The organism is Demequina zhanjiangensis (assembly GCF_030418315.1).
Lineage (GTDB): Bacteria > Actinomycetota > Actinomycetes > Actinomycetales > Demequinaceae > Demequina > Demequina zhanjiangensis.
Genome location: NZ_JAUHPV010000003.1, coordinates 235488 through 256681, shown reverse-complemented (window position 1 = coordinate 256681; position 21194 = coordinate 235488). Strand labels below are relative to the sequence as shown.

18 protein-coding genes are annotated in these 21194 nt (G+C 70.3%); 10 read left to right on the top strand and 8 right to left on the bottom strand.

Features of this window, described 5'->3' with window-relative positions; genetic code table 11:
- Positions 1–9: 9 nt before the first annotated feature.
- The 7 genes from QQX04_RS06540 to QQX04_RS06510 all read right to left on the bottom strand — a co-directional run bounded on the left by QQX04_RS06540 (position 10) and on the right by QQX04_RS06510 (position 7779).
- Complete coding sequence (locus QQX04_RS06540; RefSeq protein ID WP_301127385.1) at positions 10–1542, bottom strand: MmgE/PrpD family protein; 1533 nt, start codon at positions 1540–1542, stop codon at positions 10–12.
- A 62-nt stretch (positions 1543–1604) separates the two neighbouring features.
- Positions 1605–2948, bottom strand: a complete 1344-nt coding sequence (locus tag QQX04_RS06535) for a cytochrome b/b6 domain-containing protein (RefSeq protein WP_301127383.1) — start codon at positions 2946–2948, stop codon at positions 1605–1607.
- Complete coding sequence (locus tag QQX04_RS06530; RefSeq protein ID WP_301127381.1) at positions 2945–3916, bottom strand: electron transfer flavoprotein subunit alpha/FixB family protein; 972 nt, start codon at positions 3914–3916, stop codon at positions 2945–2947. Before QQX04_RS06530 ends, QQX04_RS06535 begins: the two co-directional genes overlap by 4 nt.
- Positions 3917–3927: 11 nt before the next feature.
- Positions 3928–4704 carry an electron transfer flavoprotein subunit beta/FixA family protein gene (locus QQX04_RS06525; protein ID WP_301127379.1) on the bottom strand — a complete coding sequence of 259 codons (777 nt, stop codon included), beginning with the start codon at positions 4702–4704 and terminating at the stop codon, positions 3928–3930.
- Positions 4701–5798, bottom strand: coding sequence for a phosphotransferase family protein (locus QQX04_RS06520; protein ID WP_301127377.1), 1098 nt, complete (start codon positions 5796–5798; stop codon positions 4701–4703). The genes QQX04_RS06525 and QQX04_RS06520 overlap by 4 nt, the downstream gene beginning before the upstream one ends.
- Entirely contained in the window at positions 5795–6994 is a 1200-nt protein-coding gene (locus tag QQX04_RS06515) for an acyl-CoA dehydrogenase family protein (protein ID WP_301127374.1), read from the bottom strand. The genes QQX04_RS06520 and QQX04_RS06515 overlap by 4 nt, the downstream gene beginning before the upstream one ends.
- The gene (locus QQX04_RS06510) at positions 6991–7779 is read right to left on the bottom strand and encodes an SDR family oxidoreductase (RefSeq protein WP_301127372.1); all 789 of its coding nucleotides are present in this window, start codon (positions 7777–7779) and stop codon (positions 6991–6993) included. The genes QQX04_RS06515 and QQX04_RS06510 overlap by 4 nt, the downstream gene beginning before the upstream one ends.
- Before the next feature lie 145 nt (positions 7780–7924).
- On the opposite strand from QQX04_RS06510, the gene QQX04_RS06505 reads away from it, so the two are divergent.
- From QQX04_RS06505 to QQX04_RS06465, 9 genes are all read left to right on the top strand, one after another.
- Positions 7925–9124 (top strand): acyl-CoA dehydrogenase family protein, encoded by a 1200-nt coding sequence (locus QQX04_RS06505; RefSeq protein ID WP_301127370.1) that lies wholly within the window; start codon positions 7925–7927, stop codon positions 9122–9124.
- A 25-nt stretch (positions 9125–9149) separates the two neighbouring features.
- On the top strand, positions 9150–10370 hold the full coding sequence (locus tag QQX04_RS06500; protein WP_367312942.1) for an acetyl-CoA C-acetyltransferase: 1221 nt from the start codon (positions 9150–9152) through the stop codon (positions 10368–10370).
- 1 nt (position 10371) lies between these two features.
- Positions 10372–12561, top strand: coding sequence for a 3-hydroxyacyl-CoA dehydrogenase NAD-binding domain-containing protein (locus tag QQX04_RS06495; RefSeq protein WP_301127369.1), 2190 nt, complete (start codon positions 10372–10374; stop codon positions 12559–12561).
- Between the two features lie 12 nt (positions 12562–12573).
- A complete protein-coding gene (locus QQX04_RS06490; RefSeq protein ID WP_301127367.1) occupies positions 12574–13560 on the top strand; it encodes an NAD(P)H-dependent flavin oxidoreductase in 987 nt (328 codons plus the stop codon).
- A 512-nt stretch (positions 13561–14072) separates the two neighbouring features.
- The gene (locus tag QQX04_RS06485) at positions 14073–15371 is read left to right on the top strand and encodes an ABC transporter substrate-binding protein (RefSeq protein ID WP_301127365.1); all 1299 of its coding nucleotides are present in this window, start codon (positions 14073–14075) and stop codon (positions 15369–15371) included.
- Between the two features lie 73 nt (positions 15372–15444).
- The gene (locus tag QQX04_RS06480; RefSeq protein WP_301127363.1) at positions 15445–16212 is read left to right on the top strand and encodes an ABC transporter ATP-binding protein; all 768 of its coding nucleotides are present in this window, start codon (positions 15445–15447) and stop codon (positions 16210–16212) included.
- On the top strand, positions 16209–16916 hold the full coding sequence (locus tag QQX04_RS06475) for an ABC transporter ATP-binding protein (protein ID WP_301127362.1): 708 nt from the start codon (positions 16209–16211) through the stop codon (positions 16914–16916). The genes QQX04_RS06480 and QQX04_RS06475 overlap by 4 nt, the downstream gene beginning before the upstream one ends.
- 12 nt (positions 16917–16928) lie before the next feature.
- Entirely contained in the window at positions 16929–17804 is an 876-nt protein-coding gene (locus QQX04_RS06470; protein WP_301127361.1) for a branched-chain amino acid ABC transporter permease, read from the top strand.
- On the top strand, positions 17801–18865 hold the full coding sequence (locus QQX04_RS06465; protein ID WP_301127359.1) for a branched-chain amino acid ABC transporter permease: 1065 nt from the start codon (positions 17801–17803) through the stop codon (positions 18863–18865). The genes QQX04_RS06470 and QQX04_RS06465 overlap by 4 nt, the downstream gene beginning before the upstream one ends.
- 29 nt (positions 18866–18894) lie before the next feature.
- Here QQX04_RS06465 and QQX04_RS06460 read toward each other — a convergent pair whose 3' ends face one another.
- The gene (locus QQX04_RS06460; protein WP_301127357.1) at positions 18895–19515 is read right to left on the bottom strand and encodes a TetR/AcrR family transcriptional regulator; all 621 of its coding nucleotides are present in this window, start codon (positions 19513–19515) and stop codon (positions 18895–18897) included.
- Positions 19516–19625: 110 nt separating this feature from the next.
- On the opposite strand from QQX04_RS06460, the gene QQX04_RS06455 reads away from it, so the two are divergent.
- Complete coding sequence (locus QQX04_RS06455) at positions 19626–21128, top strand: aldehyde dehydrogenase family protein (protein WP_301127356.1); 1503 nt, start codon at positions 19626–19628, stop codon at positions 21126–21128.
- Positions 21129–21194 lie beyond the last annotated feature (66 nt).

Below are 21194 nucleotides of genomic sequence, written 5' to 3'. Positions count from 1 at the left end.
GGTCCTTTCCTAGAGGAGGCCTGCGGGGGCGGGAGCGGCGGAGCGGATGGCGGGGTCGACGATGAACGACAGCTCGGCGAGCTCGTGCGGCGCGAGCTCGGGGAGCCGCTGCGCGACGTCGAGGAACCGCTCGATCTCACCGTCGGGCACGACGCCGTGGGCGAGCCTGCGGAACTTCACCACGTAGTCGGCGCGCGCGAACGGCCTTGCTCCGAGCGGGTGAGCGTCCGCGACGGCGATCTGCTCGCGGTGCACCGAGCCGTCGCGGAACGTGACCTCGATCGAGCCGCCGAAGGCCTTCTCGGCAGGATCGGTCGAGTGGTAGCGCCGGGTCCACTCGGGGTCCTCAGTGGTCGTGATGCGCTGCCAGAGGGCGACCGTGTCGGGGCGGGCGGCCCGCTCAGGCAGGTACGAGCGTTCGTGGTCGAAGCCGCCGTCCTGGAGGGCGACCGTGAAGATGTACGGCAGCGAGTGGTCGAGAGTCTCACGGGACGCGGCAGGGTCGTACTTCTCGGGGTCGGCGGAGCCCGATCCGATCACGAAGTGCGTGTGGTGAGACGTGGCGAGCACGATGCGCTCGACCTTGCTCGGGTCGGCGATCTCAGGGTGCTCACGGTGGAGCCTGCGTGCCAGGTCGATCCAGGCCTGCGACTGATACTCGGCGGAGTGCTCCTTGGTGTACGAGTCGAGAATCGCCCTCTTCGCCTCACCCGGCTCCGGCAGGGGCACCTCGTAGCGGGCATCGAAGCCGCCCAGGAGCCACGCGATGACGCCGTCCTCCCCCTCGTAGATAGGTGTGGGCGACGTCTGGCCGCGCATCGCACGGTCGACCGCCTCGACCGCGAGCTTTCCCGCGAGGGCCGGCGCATGCGCCTTCCATGACGAGATCTCGCCCTTGCGCGACTGCCGCGTGGCGGTGGTGGTGTGCAGCGCTTGGCCGACCGCCTGGTAGATGGTGTCGGTGTCGAGCGACAGGAGCGCGCCGATCCCTGCGGCCGCGCTCGGCCCCAGATGCGCGACATGGTCGATCTTGTGCTCGTGCAGGCTGATCGCCTTCACCAGGTCGATCTGGATCTCGTAGCCGGCGACGATCCCGCGCAAGAGGTCTGCTCCGGTGAGCCCTCGCTCAGCGGCGTGCTGCGCGACCGCGACGATCGGCGGGATGTTGTCGCCCGGATGGGAGTACTCGGCCGCCAGGAACGTGTCGTGATAGTCCAGCTCCCGCACGGCGACCCCGTTGGCCCAGGCAGCCCATTCGGCGCTCACGCGGGTGGTGAGCAGCTCGCCGAAGACCGTGGCGCCCGCGCCGTGCTGCGACGGAGGATGCGACAGCGCCTGCGCCCGTGCAGAGGAGGGTGCGCCCCTCGAGTACGACGCCGCGGCCACCGCGGCGTTGTCGATGACGCGGTTGATCACCATGTCGGCCACGTCGTCGGTCACGGGCACGGGGTCGGCCGCCACCTGGGCGATCCGCCAGGCGAGCTGCTCCTGCTTCGGCAGCGCTTCTGCGGATCTGTGGGCGCGGACGGTGTGGGTCTTCACGTGCGAGGCTCCTTCGGCTCGGGTGTGGGGTGCGAGATGGAGGGTCGGTGGTGGGGTCAGGGTCATCGTCCGCTCACCGTCCCGAATCGCTGTGCGACCGGCGCGACGAGCAGAGGCCGCACCGCGATCAGCGCGACCGCGATGACGGCGAGCGCGACCAGCAGGAGGACGGACCCGAGCCAGCCGGCGTCCTCCTGGCCCGCGAACATGTGGTTGAGGTTGCGGCGCGCGCCGGTGGCGAGGACGAGCGCGACGTGCGACGCGATGAAGGCCACGAAGTACAGCATCACAGGGACGTGGATCCGACGCGCGACGGCGATCGGGTAGAGACGGTCCAGCCGGGTCCCGCTGCGCCAGTAGACGCTCATGCGGATGCCGCTCGCGATCGCGAGGGGCGCGGCGACGAACACCGTGGTGAAGTAGGAGAGCTGCTGCAGGCTGTTGTAGTAGGCCCAGCCGTTCTCGACCGGCCAGTCGAGCGACAGGTACTGGATGGCGGTCGTGAACGCGTTCGGGACGACGTCCCAGCTGGTCGGCACGATCCGCATCCACTGCCCTGTCACGAACAGGAGCACCACGTACGCCAGCCCGTTGACCACCCACAGCGCGTCGAGCGCCTGATGCGTCCAGGCGACGAGGCTGATGCGGGTCCGCGGCTCGGCGCGGCGCGCCCAGTAGGCCTCGGGCCGCTCCTGGCGCCGCACCTGCAGTCCCGTGCGCAGGATCAGGGCGATGAGGAACATGTTGAAGAAGTGCTGCCACGACAGCCATGCGGGGATGCCGACGGGCGTACCTTCGGGCGGGAGGTAGGAGCCCGGGTACCGGGTCACCAGGTCCTGCATCCCTGGCGTCTGCATGAGCTGACGTGCTCCGACCACGGCGAGCGCCCCGACCGCGAGCGTGCCGAGGAGCGCGAGCACAACGCGTCGCCGACGGCGGCTCGCGGCCACGGCCTCGGGGCTCCGTGGCTGGGGCTCAGCGACGTCGGACACCGATGCCTGCGGGGACGCGGGCACGGGACGACGCTGGTCGGACTGCTCCGTGGAGGCGGAGGGAACCCCGAGGGCGTCCACGCGCGCGTCATGGGCCTTCGGCGACACCGACGCGCGTACGAGCGCCTCACCGGGGGGCGGCCACGGCTCGCCCCCTGCCTCACGGGGAAGCCCTCGGCGCAGCGCGACCGCGGTGTACGCGGAGGACGGAGCCTGCACCTGTGAGCGCACGGCATCGTCCCGGCCCGCCTGCCGACGGGGAAGCCCCGCGCGCCGAGCAGGCTCCCCCGCCGTCGGCTCGGGAGGCGCGGGGGCGCGCGACGACTCCATCGACCCCGACGTGGCGCCCTCGGCAGGCGGCCACGCAGGGCCGCCTGGCGTGCGGGGAAGGCCTTGGCGGATGGTCGCAGTCATCTGCTACGCCTCTCGTCGAGGGCGGTCAGCAGCTGCGGGACCACGTCGAAGACGTCGCCCACGACGCCGAAGTCGGCGATCGAGAAGAGCGGCGCGTCGGCGTCCTTGTTGACCACGACGATCGTCTTGGCGGTCTGCATCCCGGCACGATGCTGGATCGCTCCCGAGATTCCCAGCGCGATGTACAGCTGCGGCGACACCGACACGCCCGTCTGACCCACCTGGCAGGACGCGGGGACATAGCCTGCGTCCACCGCTGCCCTGGACGCGCCCACGGCGCCACCGAGCGCGTCGGCCAGCTGCTCGACGAGGGCGAACTGCTCGACCGAGCCCAGGCCACGGCCGCCTGAGACGACCGTCGCGGCCCCCCTCAGATCGGGACGTTCAGAGGTCACCTCGATCGGGTCGACGGCGGTCACGGTCGGTGCGGGCAGACCGCTCGGTTCCACGGTGACGGTCTCGGTCTGCGGATCCTCTACCGGGTCGGCCCGGTCGTCGACCGCACCGGCGCGCACCGTCACCACCGGCACACCGAACGTCGCCGCGGAGTCGACGAGGTAGGCGCCGCCGTAGACGGAGTGATGCGCGACGATCCCCTCCTCGTCCCGGGAGACACCGACGGCGTCCACGGCGAGCGCCGCTCGGGTGCGAGCGGCGTAGCGTGCCGCCGCCTCCCGCGCGTCGACCGAGTGCGACGCGAGAACCGCCTCGGGGTGGACGGACTCGACTCCGGCGGCGAGAGCGTCGGCGAGCGTCAGTGAGTCGGGAACCTCGTCCGTGGGAGCGAGGACCACGCGCGCGGCGCCGAACGATGCAGCGGCGTCGGCCTGTGCGCCCGCGTCAGGTCCGACGACCAGCAGGACCGGATCGCCGAGAGCGGCGGCGGCGCCCAGCAGTCCCGCGGTAGACGGCGCGAGGGCCCCGTCGGGAAGACGATCCGCGAGCACGAGGATGGTGTGGAGCTCCATGGTCCCCTCCCTCACGCCAGCCGGTTGTCGACGAGGAAGTCGGCGAGCTGCATGCCCGCATCCCCCGAGTCGACGATCTTCACGCCGGCCTCGCGGGGTGGCCTCTCGCGGATGGCGATCATGATGGACCGCGCCGCCTCGGTGTGCTCGGGATCGATCTGAAGGTCCTCCACGCTGAGCGTCTCGATGGTCTTCTTCTTGGCGGCCATGATGCCCTTGAAGTTCGCGAGGCGCGCGTCGGGAAGCGCCTCGGTGACCGAGACGATCGCGGGAAGCGTCGTCTCAAGCGCGATGAGCGCGGTCTCGGTGGCGCGGGTGCCGGTCACCTTGTCACCTGAGATCGCCACCTGGCTCAGCGAGGTCGCGCACGCGATCTCGAGCATCTCAGCCATCGCCGCGGGCACCGCACCCCCCGAACCGTCCGTGGAGGCGTTGCCTGCGACGATGAGGTCGAAACCGATGCGGCGGGCGGCCGCGGCGAGCACCTCCGCGGTGGTGACGATGTCCGCGCCGGCGAGCCGTGCGTCGACCACCTGAACGGCCTCAGAGGCGCCCATCGCGAGCGCCTTCCGCAGGCTCGCCTGGGCGGGCTCGGGTGCCATCGACAGGAGCACGACCTCCGCCTCGGGGTCGGTGTCGGCGTACGCGAGCGCGGCTTCGAGCGCCCGCTCGTCGATCTCGTCGATCACGGAGTCGTCGGAGTCCCGCTGGGCGAGGCCCGTCTCGAGCGACAGGGTCCTGTCGCCGTAGGTGTCGGGCACCACCTTCATGAGCACGAGGATCTTCATCGTCCTCCCTCCTCGAAGCGCGTGAGCGCGCGGTCGGCTGCGTCGGCGAGGCGTGGCACGCCGTCGGTCAGGGTCGGTGCGAAGTCGTCTCCGGGCCTCTGTCCGTCGATCCACCGGGTATGGATCGCCTCGCAGAAGATCGCGGACTTCCACAGCGCGAGCGCCTCGTACCAGGCCAGCGCGGAGACGTCCGCTCCGGTGCGTTCGGCGTAGCGCGCGGCGAGGTCGTGTCTGCGAGGCAGGCCCGGCTTCGCGGTGACGGGGGTGAGGTCCATCGGCGTCGGCTCGCGACCAGGCTCGCTGTAGGTGGCGACGAGGTATCCGAGGTCGGCGAGGGGGTCGCCCAGCGTCGCCATCTCCCAGTCGAGGATCGCGATGAGCCGGTCGGGGGCTGCATACATGAGGTTGCCGAGCCGGTAGTCCCCGTGCACGACGCTCGCGCGTGCGCTCTCAGGCACTGAGGCGGCGAGCCGTGCGGCGAGCCCGTCGATGACGGGGATCTCGCGGCGGGTGTTGAGCGGCCAGAGCTCGGCGAAGCGGCGCACCTGTCGCGCAAGGTAGCCCTCGGGCCTTCCTAGCGCGGCGACCGCTCCGGTCAGCGGCACGGCGTGGAGGTCCGCGAGCGCGTCCACCGCGGCGTGCACCATCGCGGTGCCGGCTGCGGGGCTGTCGAAGCCCTGCGGGAGGGTGTCGGTGACGACCTCACCGTCCAGCATCTCCATGAGGTAGAAGGGCGCGCCGATCACGCTCTGGTCCGCGCACACGGCGATCACGGCGGGCGCCGGCACGCCTGCCGCGGACACTGCGGAGATCACGCGCGCCTCGCGCTGCATGTCGTGCGCCGAGGGTGGGTACGGGGGACGCGGCCCTCTGCGCAGGACGAGCCGCGCTCCCCCGCGCCTGAGCTCGTAGGTGATGTTGGCCTGGCCGTCCCCGATGCGGCGCCATGACAGCTCGCCTGCCGGGACGCCGACGGTGTCGAGGTAGGCACCGAGCGTGTCGAGGATGAGGAGCGGCGGTCGGTGTGCCGCGGCAGCCACGAGTGGCGTGCGCACGACGTCCACGTCGTCGGGAAGGGTGAGGAGGGCGCTCATCGGAGGGCCTCCGCGGTGTCGAGCACGCCTTCGCCGCCTTCGACCTCGCGTCGGCGACGTGAGACGGCTCGCCTGGCGATCGCCCATCGGTGCGTCTCGCTCGAGCCGTCGTAGACCCGGAAGGGTCGCACCTCGTTGAGGAACGCGAGCAGCGGCAGCTCGAGCGTCACGCCGTCGCCTCCGCACAGCTGGACGGCGCGGTCGATGACGCGCCCCACGGCCTCTGACACGTGGACCTTCGCGATCGAGGACGCCGTGGCTCCCGCACGCGGATCCTCGACGAGGAGGCGTGCGGCGCGGTCGATGACGGCCTCGCTCGACGCGAGGTCGATCTCGGAGTCGGCGAGCATGCCCTGGGCGATCCCCAGGTCCGACAGGTGGGCGCCGAACATCTCTCGGGATCGCACGCGATCGAGCGCCGTGTCCTGGGCGCGGCGCGCGAGCCCAAGCCATCGCATGCAGTGGGTGAGCCGGGCGGGGCCCAACCTCACCTGAGCGTAGGCGAACCCCTCGCCCGCCTCGCCGAGCACCGCGTCGTCGTCCACCCGCACACCCCGGAAGTGGACGTGCGGGTGTCCTCCCGTGATCGCTGTCTCCATCGTGCGGATGGGGTGCCCGACCTCGACACCGTCGGTGTCCATGGGAACGAGGAGCATCGTGGCCGCCGCGTCCCCGAGCTCCGGGGTGCGGGCCATCACGATCGCGACACCTGCCTCGTCGGCGCCTGAGATGAACCGCTTCTCGCCGTCGATCTCCCAGCCGCCGTCGACCCGCCTCGCCGTGGTGGCGAGAGCTGCCGGGTCCGAGCCGGCGCCGGGGTGAGGCTCCGTCATCGCGAAGCACGACCGCGTCTGCCCTGCCGCGAGCGGCCGCAGGTAGCGCTCCTGCTGCTCAGGGGTCGCAACCTTCTCCAGCAGGTACATGTTGCCCTCGTCCGGGGCCATGCAGTTGAGGGCAGCGGGCCCCAGGAGCGAGTAGCCGGCCTCCTGGAACACCGGGGACCAGTCGTCCAGCGGAAGGCCCAACCCGCCGAAGCGTGCGGGCACCTGGGGGGCGAAGACTCCGGCCTCACGGGCCCGGCGCTGGAGTGCGTCGCGGCCGTCGGGCGGCAGCTCGGTGCCCGCTGGGGGCTCGGCAGGCAGCACGACGTCCCGCACGAAGCGCCGCGTCGCCTGGGCGAGCTCGGCGGCCGTCACGCGACTCCCCCGCCGGCGAGCAGACCTCCGTCGAGCGTCAGCACCTGACCGGTGATCCACGAGGCGTCATCCGAGCACACGAATGCGGCGGCGGCCGCCACGTCATCCGGCGTGCCGAGCCTGTGCATCGGGTAGCGGGAGGCGACCTCGCCCTCCTTGCCTTCGTACAGGGCGCGAGCGAAACCGGTCTTGACCACCGCGGGCGCGAGGGCGTTCACGCGGATGTGCGGTGCGAGCTCGGTAGCGAGCGTGACGGTGAGGTGGGAGACGGCGGCCTTGCTCACGCCGTACCAGCCGATGCCGGGCGACGGCACGGCGCCGGTCACGGAGGACATCGTGAGGATCGAGGCTCCTGGGCGGCTGCCGAGCCCGGCAGCGCACGCCTCCTGCACCCAGCCGAGCGTGCCCAGCACGTTGACCTCGAGCACCTTCCGTGCAGCGTCGGGGTCGAGCTCGAGCAGCGGCCCGTAGACGGGGTTGATGCCGGCATTGGCCACGAGGATGTCGAGGCCGCCGAGCTCCTCGACGGCGGTCCTGATCGCGCCGGCGCGGTGCTCGGGGTCCTGAGCGCGTCCGTCGACCAGCCGCACGCGGTCGCTCGGCAGCGCGAGGGCCGCCTCCTGCAGGCCGTCGCGCGAGCGCGCCGTCATGACGACGGACGCGCCTTCAGCCACGAGGCGCTGCGCGATGGCGTAGCCGATTCCTCGGCTGGCGCCGGTGACGACGGCGACCTTGCCTGCGTGCCTTCCGGCGGGCACGAGCACTGGGGACAACTGCTCCTGCATGTCACGCTCCTTTGCGCGATTGCTTAATGCCGATTAAACAGCATCTGCGGATTTCCGCAAGCGCCACGCCCAAGAGCCTTGCCCGCGCACTCTCGTTTCTAATGTGTTATAAAAACTCTCAGGCGGAGATCAAGGAGGATCACCCATGACCGCTGTGTTGAGCACAGGCTCGAAGTCCCCGAGCATGAGCGGCGTCGTCGGACCACGCGATCTGTACGACGAGGAACATGAGCAGTTCCGCGAGATGGTGCGGGACTTCGTCGAGCTCCATGCCAGACCCCACGCCGAGCGCTGGGACCGGGAAGGTCGCGTGGACCGCGACCTCTTCACCAAGGCCGCAGAGGCCGGGATCCTGGGCTTCGGCATCCCCGAGCAGTACGGAGGCGGCGGATCCGACGACTTCCGCTTCAACGCCGTGATGGGCGAGGAGCTCGCGCACCACCCCGTCTCCTCCGGCATGGCCGGCATCGCCCTGTCCAACGACATCGTGATCCCCTACTTCACCGACCTCACGAACGACGAGCAGAAGCAGCGGTGGCTTCCTGGGATCGCCGCGGGCGAGCTGATCGTCGCCGTCGCCATGTCGGAACCCGGCACCGGAAGCGACCTCGCAGGCATCCGCACCTCGGCCGTGCGCGACGGCGACGACTACATCGTCGACGGCTCCAAGATCTTCATCTCCAACGGGCAGAACGCCGACCTGATCGTCACGGCCGTGCGCACCGGCGACGACCCGCACCGGGGCCTCAGCCTGCTCGTGATCCCTGCCGACACCCCCGGCTTCTCGCGCGGCCGCAAGCTCGAGAAGATCGGCCTGCACGCGCAGGACACGAGCGAGCTCGCCTTCCAGGGCGTGCGCGTGCCCGCCGCCAACCTGCTGGGACCCGAAGGCGCGGGCTTCGCAGGCCTCATGGGGAACCTCCCTCAGGAGCGCATCTCGATCGCCGCGGCCGCCGTCGCCTCGAGCGAGGGCGTGCTCGAGCGCACCCTCGAGTACGTGAAGCAGCGCCACGCGTTCGGCAAGCCCATCGGCAGCTTCCAGAACACCCGCTTCGAGCTCGCCCAGATGGTCACCGCGGTGCAGGCGAGCCGCGCCTACATCGACGCATGCCTGAAGCGGCAGAACGAGCGACGGCTCTCACCCGAGGACGCCGCCGCCGCGAAGTTCCACACCACCGAGCAGTACGTGGAGGTGGTCAACCGTTGCCTCCAGCTCTACGGCGGCTACGGCTACATGCGCGAGTACAGGATCGCCCGCGACTACGAGGACGCCCGCATCACCACCATCTACGGCGGCACGACCGAGATCATGAAGGAGATCGTCGGTCGAGGCCTGGGCCTGTGAGACAGCGCAGCACTGGGAGGACATCATGACCGAGGCATACATCTACGACGCCGTCCGCACCCCGCGCGGCAAGAACCGCGGCGGGGCGCTGCACGGCATCAAGCCCGTCGACCTGGTGGTCGGCCTGATCCACGCGCTCCAGGAGCGCAACCCGGGCCTGGACCCCGAGCTCATCGACGACATCGTGCTCGGCGTCGTCTCCCCCATCGGCGAGCAGGGCGGCGATATCGCCCGGACCGCGGCGCTGGTCGCGGGACTGCCCGAGAGCGTCGCGGGCGTCCAGCTCAACAGGTTCTGCGCCTCCGGGCTCGAGGCGGTCAACACCGCCGCCCAGAAGGTGGGCAGCGGCTTCGAGAGCCTGGTGCTCGCAGGCGGCGTCGAGTCCATGTCGCGCGTGCCGATCGGCTCCGACGGCGGCGCCTACGTCCAGGACCCGACGACCAACTACGACCTTCACTTCGTGCCGCAGGGCGTGAGCGCCGACCTGATCGCCACGATCGAGGGCTTCACGCGCGAGGAGATCGATGCGTTCGCGGTCGAGTCCCAGAAGCGCGCGGACGACGCCTGGAACGAGGGCCGCTTCGCGCGCTCGATCGTGCCGGTCAAGGACATCAACGGGGTCACCGTGCTCGACACCGACGAGCACCGACGCCCTGGGTCCACCGTGGAGTCGCTCGGCGCGCTCAAGCCCGCCTTCGCCACGTTGGGCGCGGAGGCCGGCTACGACGCCGTCGCGATGCAGAAGTACCACTCGCTCGAACGGATCGACCACGTGCACACCGCCGCGAACTCCTCCGGGATCGTGGACGGCGCCGCGCTGATGATCATCGGCAGCAAGGAGATCGGCGAGAGGCTGGGCCTCACGCCGCGCGCACGCATCGTCTCCGCCGCCGTCACCGGGTCGGAGCCGACGATCATGCTCACAGGCCCCGCCCCCGCCACGCGCAAGGCGCTCGCGAAGGCCGGCCTGTCCGTGGACGACATCGACCTGTTCGAGCTCAACGAGGCGTTCGCCTCGGTCGTGATGCGTTGGGAGCGGGAGATGGGCATCTCTCACGACAAGGTCAACGTCAATGGCGGCGCCATCGCGATGGGCCACCCGCTCGGAGCGACCGGCGCGATGATCCTCGGAACCCTGCTCGACGAGCTCGAGCGCCGCGATCTCACCCGAGGCCTCGCAACCCTGTGCGTGGGCGCCGGCATGGGCGTCGCCACCGTCATCGAGCGTGTCGAGGAAGGAGCCTGACATGAGCCTCACCGAGGACAGGACCGACATGGTGCACCACTACGACTGGACCCAGGACGACGACGGCGTCGTCACCATCACCATGGACGACCCCGACAGCGGGGCGAACACCATGAACTCCCACTTCGTCTCCTCTCTCGAAGCGACCGTGGACAGGCTCGAGGCGGAGAAGGAGAAGATCGCAGGCGTCATCCTCGCCTCGGCGAAGAAGAGCTGGTTCGCCGGCGGCGACCTCAACCTGCTCCGGGCGGCAGACCCCTCGAAGGCCGCCGAGGAGACCGCGCACATCGACCACGTGAAGGCCCTCCTCAGGCGCCTCGAGCAGCTCGGCAGGCCCGTGGTCGCCACGCTCGACGGCACCGCGCTGGGAGGCGGCCTGGAGGTCGCGCTCGCCACTCACCACCGGATCGCCGCATCGGACGCGCCGAGCCTCAGGTTCGGCCTCCCCGAGGTGTCGCTCGGGCTGCTGCCGGGCGGAGGCGGGGTGACGCGCACGGTACGCATGCTCGGGCTCCAGAAGGCGCTCGCGGACGTGATCCTCCCGGCGAAGAAGTTCACGGCCGAGGGCGCGCTCGACGCAGGGCTCGTGGACGAGCTCGCTCCGCGCGACGAGATCGTCGACCGCGCGAAGGCGTGGATCGCCGCGAATCCCGAGCCGGTGAAGCCATGGGACGTGAAGGGCTTCCGCCTGCCCGGCGGCTCACCGCAGTCGCCCTCGCTCGCCCCCGTGCTCGCCGCCATGCCCGCGATGCTGCGCAAGCAGCTCAAGGGCTCGCCCCTGCCCGCGCCGCGCGCGGCGATGGCCGCCGCGGTCGAGGGCGCGTACGTCGATTTCGACACCGCGTCGCTCATCGAGACGCGATACCTGGTGCAGCTCACGCACACCCAGGTGGCGAAGAACATGATCAAGGCGTTCTTCTTCGATCTCCAGACGATCAACCAGGGCGCCAACCGTCCCATCGGCTATCCGCCGTACCAGGCGCGCAAGCTGGGCGTGATCGGTGCGGGAATGATGGGCGCCGCGATCGCCTACGTCGCCGCGAAGGCAGGCATCGACGTGGTCCTCAAGGACGTGTCGAAGGAGTCGGCGGAGAAGGGCAAGGACTACTCGAGAACGCTCGAGGACAAGGCGCTGAAGCGCGGCCTCACCACAGACGAGCGGAGCGCGGCGCTGCTCGGCAGGATCACGACGACCGACAGCCCCGAGGACTTCGCGGGCGTCGACTTCGTGATCGAGGCCGTCTTCGAGTCCGTCCCAGTCAAGCAGGAGGCCTTCCGTGGCATCCAGGACGTCGTGGAGCCCGACGCCGTGCTCGGCTCCAACACGTCGACGCTGCCGATCAGCGTGCTCGCCGAAGGCGTGGACAGGTCCGAGGACTTCATCGGCATCCACTTCTTCTCCCCCGTGGACAAGATGCCGCTCGTCGAGATCGTCCGCGGCAGGCAGACGAGCGACGCCGTGCTCGCCAAGGTCTTCGACTTCGTGCTCCAGATCCGCAAGACGCCGATCGTGGTCAACGATGCGCGAGGCTTCTTCACCTCGCGCGTGATCGGCAAGTTCATCGACGAGGCGGTCGCGGCGGTGCGCGAGGGCGTGGAGCCCGCCACGGTCGAGCAGGCGGCACTGCAGGCCGGATACCCCGCTGGGCCGCTCCAGCTGCTGGACGAGCTCGCGCTGTCGCTCACCCAGAAGATCCGCGACGAGACGAGGGCAGCACAGGAGGCGGAGGGCACCCCGTGGATCGCACACCCGGCTGAGGCGGTCGTCGACTGGATGGTCGACGAGCAGGGCCGGCCGGGGCGCAAGGCGGGCAAGGGCTTCTACGACTACGACGAGAACGGCCGCCGCACCGGGATCTGGCAGGGCGTCCGCGACCGCTACGGGTCGGGCCACACCGAGGTGCCGCTCGTGGACCTCCAGGAGCGGATGCTGTTCGCCGAGGCGCTCGACACCATCGACTGCCTGGACAACCACGTGCTCACGAGCGTGGCCGACGCCAACATCGGATCGATCTACGGGATCGGCTTCCCCGCATGGACAGGCGGCGTGCTTCAGTACGTCAACCAGTACGACGGCGGCCTGCCGGGGTTCGTCGCACGCGCCGAGCAGCTCGCTGAGCAGTACGGCGAGCGGTTCCGACCGCCCGCATCGCTTGTGGCCAGGGCCGCATCCGGCGAGATCTACGAGTAGGAGGCGACCGTCATGCTGACGACGCGTTTCACCGAGACACTGGGCATCGAGCACCCGATCGTCCAGGGCGGGATGATGTGGGTCGGCCGCGCCGAGCTCGCGGCAGCGGTGTCCGAGGCCGGAGGCCTGGGCATCATCACCGCGCTCACGCAGCCCACGCCGGCAGACCTGGTCAAGGAGATCGAGCGGGCACGCACGTTGACGGACAAGCCGTTCGGCGTGAACCTCACGATCCTGCCGTCGATCAACCCGCCGCCGTACGACGAGTACCGACGGGCGATCGTGGACTCCGGGGTCACGATCGTGGAGACCGCGGGCTCCAATCCGGAACCTCACATGGACATGTTCCGCGAGCACGGCGTGCGTGTGATCCACAAGTGCACGAGCGTGCGTCACGCACTCAAGGCGCAGGCGGTGGGCGTGACAGCGGTGTCGATCGACGGCTTCGAGTGCGCAGGACACCCTGGCGAGGACGACGTGCCGGGGCTGATCCTCATCCCCGCCGCGGCCGACCAGCTGACGATCCCCTTCATCGCGTCGGGAGGCTTCGCGGACGGGCGCGGACTCGCCGCCGCGCTCGCGCTGGGCGCGGACGGGATCAACATGGGCTCGCGGTTCATGTGCACCCAGGAGTCGCCGATCTCCGAGGCCGTGAAGCGCAGGATCGTCGAGGCCTCGGAGCTGGACACGAACCTGATCTTCCGCACGCTGCGCAACACGGCGCGGGTCGCCAAGAACGCGGTGAGCGACGAGGTGGTGCAGATCCTCAATGACGGCGGCCAGTTCGAGGACGTGCGCCCGCTCGTCGCCGGCGCACGCGGCCGGAAGGTCTTCGAGGAGGGCGACCTCGACGCGGGGATCTGGACCGTGGGCATGGTGCAGGGCTTGATCCGCGACATCCCGCCTGCAGGCGAGGTGGTGCAGAGGATCGTCGCTGACGCGGAGGAGATCCTTCGCTCGCGCCTGAGCCTGTTCGGGGATCCCGCGGCCGTGGGATAGCCGGCCCCACGGGAGCTCGACGTTCGAGCGACCGCTCGTTCACGTGAACTTCATCGACGTGAATACGAATTGACGCAAGAGCGCCTGCTTCGCTGCGGCCTCTCCCGCTTCACGCGAGCTCGGCCCGCGCAGCGCCCCTTCTGCATGCCTTTTTACCTGGATACTCGCTGTCCTGACGCAGGAGCACCCCTGCTGCCCAGCCGACCTGACACCCCAAGGTCCGACTGGTTGCGCATGACCGTGATTCCGCCTAGCATGTGATGCGTCATTAACTTATCTGCTCAACGGAGAGTAGGCGAACGACGATGACCCACGACGGACCACCGCCTCGGCGCGGCGACGTCCGCCCCTCGCCCGGCCTCAACCACGGCCCCGCGGCGGAACGCGGCAACGACGCCGCACCCTGCCGCCGCGCGACCGAGCCGGGACGAGAACTCTGGTGCGCTCCGGGACCCCGGCCCGCACCTCTGCGCACCCTGCGGGCCCCGCACGCAGGAACTTGAGGAGGAGACATGTCCCACGCACGCACCACCCACCGCCCCCGCATCCTGCCCGCGGCCACCGCAGGGGTCGCAGTCACCGCGCTTGCGCTCACCGGATGCGCGGGACGCGAGACCCCCGCCGACGCCGGAGAGGCGAGCCCCACCAGCAGCACCATGGGCATCGCGGAGGAGTGCAGCCCCGGCTTCACCGACACCGAGGTCAGGATCGGCACCAGCATCCCCCTGTCCGGCCCCGCGGCCGCGTACGGGGCGATCGGGCAGACGCTCAAGGCCTACTTCGACGACCTCAACGCGGCGGGCGGGCTCGAGTTCGCCGACGGTGTCACCCGCGACGTCACGATCTCCGTGATCGACGACGGCTACGACCCCGCGAAGACGGCGGCGAACGTCCGGCAGCTCGTGGAGCAGGACGAGGTGTTCGCGCTCGCAGGCGTGCTCGGCACCGGCGCCGCGATCGGCGTCGCACCGTACGTCGAGGAGGCCGGCGTGCCCAACCTGTTCGTCGGCACCGGCTCCGACGCGATCCTCGCGCTCCACGAGACGACTCCATGGACCACGGGCTTCATGCCGCAGTACGGCTTCGAGGTGCAGGCACTGGCTGCCTACCTGATCGACAACCACCCCGACTCGACTGCGGCGATCCTCTATCAGAACGACGACTTCGGCGAGAGCATCCACGCAGGGTTCGAGGCGGCGTTCGAAGGCACCGGCATCGAGATCATCGCCGCGGAGCCCTACGAGCTCGCGAGCGCGTCGGTGGACAGCCAGGTCACGGCTCTCGCGGCGTCGGACGCAGACGTCTTCCTCGACTGGGCGGTGGGAGCGTTCGCCACGCAGTCGCTGAAGAAGAAGCTCGAGCTCGGCTGGGACGCGACCACGGTCATCAACGCACCGGCAGCAGACGCGACGTTCTTCCTGAAGCCTGCAGGCGAAGGGGCGGCGGACGGCGTCGTGTCGATCGCCTACACGAAGGACATCACCGACCCGTCGCTCGCAGGCGACGCGGGCTACGACGCGTGGACCACCTTCGCGGCGGCGCACCCCGACGAGGTCAACGCGCTCTCGGCACCGGCCGCCGCGGGCTACCAGACGGCCCAGCTGCTCGAGGCTGCGCTGCAGGAGATGGAGGGCTGCACGCGCGAGGCCCTGCTCGACGCCGCGACGTCGTTCGATGGGCTCGAGCTCGACCTCGCGCCGGTCGCGATCTCCACCTCGCCCGACTACCCGTACGTGTTCAGCGAGGTGAAGGTGCAGGTCTTCAACGGCGACAACTGGGACGTCGCCGAGGACACCTACACCGCCAACTGAGGGCCGCGTGGGCCCGACCACGCGTCGGGCCCACGCCTCCCCAGGCGATGAGCATACGAACGAGGAGCTGCACATGACCGCCCTGCTCGAGGTGCGCGACGTCCGCCTGTCCTTCGGCGGGCTCCAGGCGCTCGACGGACCCAGCCTCGACGTGGCCGACGGCGAGGTCGTCGGCCTCATCGGACCGAACGGCGCAGGCAAGACGAGCCTCTTCAACTGCATCGGTGGCCTGTACCGCCCGCAGTCGGGGAGCATCAAGGTCGCGGGCCGCGAGGTCACGGGCCTACCCCGCCACCGGATCGCGAGCCTCGGGGTCGGACGCACCTTTCAGAACATCGGCCTGCTGCCGAGCCGGACGGTGCTCGAGAACGTCCTCGCGGGCGGCTATCACTCCACGACCGGCGGCTGGTGGGCGACCACGCTCGGACTGCGGCGCATCGGCCGGTCGGAGACCGAGCTCAGTGCACGGGCGATCGCGCTGCTCGCGGAGCTCGAGCTGTCGGACGTGGCAGGCCGCATGGTCGGCACCCTCCCCTTCGGCACCCTCAAGAGGATCGAGCTGGCCCGCGCACTCCTGGGGGAGCCGCGCCTCCTGCTCGTGGACGAGCCTGCGAACGGGCTCGTCCACTCGGAGGTGCTCGAGCTTGGCACCACGCTGCGGAGGCTCGCCGCCGAACGTGGCGCCGCAATCCTCCTGGTGGAGCATCACATGGGGCTCGTCACCTCCGTCTGCGACCGCGTTGCGGTGCTCGACTTCGGACGCCTCATCGCGCAGGGCGACCCCCACGAGGTCGCGCGCGACCCGCAGGTGGTCGCCGCCTACCTCGGGAGCGCCGCATGAGTCTCCTCCACGTCGACATCGCCTCCGCCGGCTACGGGCCCGTCACCGTGCTCCACGACATCGCCTTCGAGGTGAAGACGAGCGGAAGGCTCGTCGCCCTCGGCGCGAACGGAGCAGGCAAGACCACCGTGCTCCGGACGATCTCCGGCCTTACTCAGGCACAGGGCTCCATCACGCTCGACGGTGTCGAGCTCGTGGGCCTGACCCCGCACAGGATCGCCGCCGCCGGCGTCTCCCACGTGCCGCAAGGTCGCGGCACCTTCGGCGACCTCACGGTGAAGGAGAACCTGCTGATCGGCGGCAACCGTCGGCCGTGGCGCACCGTGCTTGCCGAGGCGGACGCCTGGATGGAGCGCTTCCCCCGCCTGGGCGAGCGGAGCTCACGACCCGCCTCAGGACTCAGCGGCGGCGAACAGCAGCTCCTCGCGATCGCGCGCGCCCTCATGGCCGCGCCTCGCCTGCTGCTGCTCGACGAGCCCTCGCTTGGGCTCGCGCCGAAGATCACCACCGACCTCTTCGCCACGCTCGACGAGCTCGGCCGCGAGTCGGACACCGCGATGCTCCTCGTCGAGCAGAACGCGCAGGTCGCGCTCGGCATCGCCGAGGACGCCCTGGTCATCGAGAGCGGCCGCATCACCGTGCGGGGTCCGGCCGCAGATCTCAGGGACAACGACGACGTGCGCAGGGCCTACCTGGGCGTCTAGAAGGGACCACCGATGCTCCTCCAACAAGTGGCCGACGGGATCGCGACCGGCGCGATCTACGGCGCGCTCGCGCTCGCGATCGTGCTCGTCTACCGCGCATCGCGGACCCTCAACTTCGCGCAGGGCGAGCTCGCACTGCTCGGCGCGTACGTGTCGTGGCAGCTCACGGTGTGGGGCCTGCCGCTGTGGGCGGCGCTCGTGCTCTCCATGGCGATCCTCGCGGCGCTCTCGGCCGCGATGGAGCGCACGCTCGTGAGGCCGCTCGTGAAGCGCCATCAGGCGTTGCCGCTGATCATCGTGACGCTCGGCATGATGATCGCGCTCAACGCTGTGATCGGCTGGGCGTGGACCTATCAGACCAAGGAGGTACCGGCGCTGTTCGGAGGCGGCGCGCTGGACCTGGGCGAGATCGCCGTGTCCCGCCAGGACATCGGCATCGCGGTCACGGTCCTCGCGGTCGCGCTCGGGCTCGGAGTCCTGTTCGAGTTCACCCGGATGGGGCTCAGGATGCGCGCGGCGGTGTCGGCGCCCGAGTCGGCCGAGCTGTCAGGCATCTCGACGGGCCGCACCATGACGATCGGATGGGCGATCGCGGGCGCCGTCGGCGCGCTCGCGGGCACGCTGATCGCGCCCGAGCTGTTCCTGCACCCGGGGATGATGGCGCCGGTGCTGATCTACGCCTTCGCCGCAGCGACGCTCGGGGGCCTCGACTCCCCCGTCGGCGCACTGCTCGGCGGTGTCGCAGTCGGCGTCGTCGAGAACCTTGCCGGCAGCTACCTGCCGCATGGATCGGACTTCAAGCAGGTGGTGGCGCTGCTCATCATCGTGATCGTCCTGCTCGTGCGACCACAAGGGATGCTGGGCCGACGCGAGGTGGTGCGCGTATGAGCGTCGTCACCCCGCCCCAGGCTGCACGGAGAGCCGACCGAGCCGCCGACGGTGCTCGCGCGTCGGTCGCCGAGTGGCTGCGCCGGCCCCGCCCGCCGTTGGCGCCGCCCCGCTGGCTCGCGATCCTCGCGACCGCGCTCGGGGGCATCGCCCTGCTGGGCATCCCGCTCGTGAATCCCAGCTACATCAACCTCACCGTCACGCTCGTGATGATCTGGACGGTGGTGGGGCTGGGCCTGAACCTGCTCGTCGGCTTCGGCGGCCAGGTGTCGCTCGGCCACTCGGCGTTCTTCGCGATCGGTGCGTACGCCGTCGCTGTCGGAGGAGAGCTGGGCATCCCGCACCCCGCGACGCTGCTCGTCGCCGGCATGCTGCCGTTCGCCGTCGGCTACGTGATCGGGCTGCCTGCGCTGCGGCTCCATGGGCTGCAGCTCGGCCTGGTCACGCTCGCGCTCGCGATGGCGACTCCGGCCGCGATACGCGCCTTCGAACCGCTCACCCACGGCAGCAGGGGGATCGCGATCGACGCAGACCCGCCCTCATGGGTGCCCCTCGCGCATGACCAGTGGATCTACTACCTCGCGCTCGCGGCGGCGGTGGTCGCCTATCTCGCGACTCGGCGTCTGGCGCGCGGCCGGCTGGGCCGCTCCTTCGTAGCGGTGAGGGACGCCGAGCTCGTGGCAGAGACCCTCGGCGTGAACGTCTGGCAGACGAAGACCAGGCTGTTCGCGACGTCGGCGGCCTACGCGGGCGTCGCCGGCGGACTGTACGCGATGCTGCTCGAGTTCGTGGGACCGGAGAACTTCAACCTGGCGCTGTCCATCTCGTTCGTGACCCTCATCGTCGTCGGCGGGCTCGCAACCGTGCCTGGGGCGGTGCTGGGCGCGCTGTTCGTGCAGTACGTGCCGACGTTCACCTCGAGCGTGAGCCCCGCTGCGACGGGCGCCGCCTACGGCGTGGTGCTCATCGTGTTCGCGTTCTTCCTGCCGTTCGGGCTCGTGGGACTCGCCCGCGGCGCGCTCGGCAAGGTCGTGGATCGGCTTCCCGGCCGACGCGGTTGAAGTCCTGGACCTGGCCGCGTCGCAGGCGCCTACCGGACCCCCGCGCCGTTGCGCACCATCGACTGCGCGGTCGCGACGAGCTCGTCGAGCGAGCGTGTGCGCGGGTTCCACCATTCGACCACCCAGTTGAGCGCGCCGAGCAGCAGCAGCCTGAACACGTTGATGTCGAGGTCGGGGCGCACCTCCCCCGCCTGCTGGGCGGCGACGAACAGGTCACGCCACAGTCGGCTGTAGAGCGCCTCCTCGGCCGCGGGCCTGATGCGGATCTGCTCCGGCACGTGGCCGGCGTTGCGGATCGAGGCGGTCGCGTAGTGGGACAGCTGCAGCTCGAAGCGCAGGTGGGCGTCGACCGCCACCATGAGCCGGTCCATCTGCGAGGTGTGCGCCGGCAGCGCGGCGAGCACCTCCTCGAGGTGGAGCCTCACGCGATTGGCGCCGACCCACATGACCTCCTCGACCAGCTCGTCGCGCGAGGAGAAGTAGTAGTAGATCGCGGGCGCCTGGACGCGGGCGACGGCGGCGACGTCCGCGAGACGTGTGCCCGCGTAACCCTTGCGGGACAGGACCTCGGCGGCAGCGTCGAGGATGCGCTGCCTGGTGTGGGCCGACTTGGGCGTCGGGCTCGTCGACTCGGTCGCTGTCGTGTTCATCCCTGCCATTCTAACCTAGATTAGATTTGATGTTGCGGGACATCGCACCTCGGCATACGATGTGACGCGTCATTAACTTATCCGCTCAATGGGGAGTAGGAGATCCAGCAATGACCCTCATGGAAGACACACCCGCGACCGCCCAGGTGACCACCCGCAACCCCGTGGACGGCACCGTCGTCGCCACCTACCCCATCGCCGACCATGCCGCCGTGGCCGCGCACGTGGACCGCGCCCGAGCAGGAGCCGCCTGGTGGCGGGACCAGGGCTATCGCGACCGACGCGCCCACCTCCTGCGCTGGAAGTCAGCGATCGCGAACGGCGCCGAGGAGCTCGCCGACCTGATCTCTGCCGAGACGGGCAAGCCTCACGGCGACGCCCTCCTGGAGATCATGCTCACGCTCGGCCACCTCGACTGGGCGGCGAAGAACGCCGAGCGCGTGCTCAAGCGCCGCAAGGTCAAGGCCGGCCTCATCAACTACAACCAGCACGCGACGGTCGGCTACGAGCCGTACGGCGTCGTCGGCGTGATCGGCCCGTGGAACTACCCGCTCTACACACCGATGGGGTCCATCTCCTACGCGCTCGCCGCAGGCAACGCCGTCGTGTTCAAGCCGAGCGAGCTCACACCGGGTCCCGCGGTATGGATCGCCGAGCGGTGGGCGGAGGCGGTCGGCCACGACGTGCTGCTCGCCCTCACCGGCGACGGAGGCACCGGTACGGCACTCGCCACCTCCGCCGTGGACAAGATCGCCTTCACCGGCTCCACGGCCACCGCCAAGAAGGTCATGGCCTCCGCCGCGCAGCGGCTCACCCCGATCGTCGCCGAGTGCGGAGGCAAGGACGCCGTCCTCGTGGCCGCCGACGCCGACCTTGAGGCCGCGGCTGACTTCATCGTCTTCGGCGGCATGGGCAACTCGGGCCAGACCTGCGTGGGCGTGGAGCGCGTCTACGTCGCGGAGTCGGTCAAGGACTCGCTCGTGGCGAAGGTCGTCGCACGCGCCGAGCGTCTGCGCACCGACGGGCAGGACGCCCACTACGGCCCGATGACGCTTCCCTCCCAGACCGACGTGGTCGCGCAGCACGTGAACGACGCGCTGCGCACGGGCAGCGCAGCGCTCGGCGGGCCCGACAGCATCAAAGGCAGGCGCATCGACCCGATCGTCATCACCGACGTGGACGAGAGCTCAGAGGCGGTGCAGGCAGAGACATTCGGCCCGCTCGTCGTCATCAACCCTGTCGCGAACCTCGACGAGGCGGTCGACCGCGCGAACGGCACGCCCTACGGGCTCGGCGCCGCCGTCTTCACGAGCAACCGGCGCGCCGGGAAGGCGGCCGCCGCTCGACTCGAGACCGGTGTCGTCACGATCAACTCGGTCCTCGGCTTCGCCGGCGTCGCCGCACTGCCCTTCGGCGGAGTCAAGGAGTCCGGCTTCGGAAGGATCCACGGCGCGGACGGCCTGCGCGAGTTCAGCGCCGCCAAGTCGATCGCCATCCAGACGCGCAAGGCAGCACTGAACCTGCTGACGTTGGACCGCACCGACAAGGACATGCACACCGTCTCGAAGATGATCCCGATGCTCCACGGGCGAGCCAAGGGAGCGAAGCACTAGCGCCGCGGTGTCGCCCCGCCGCGTGCGGGGCGACACGGCCGCTGCCCCTCATCGAGAGGCGGCGCG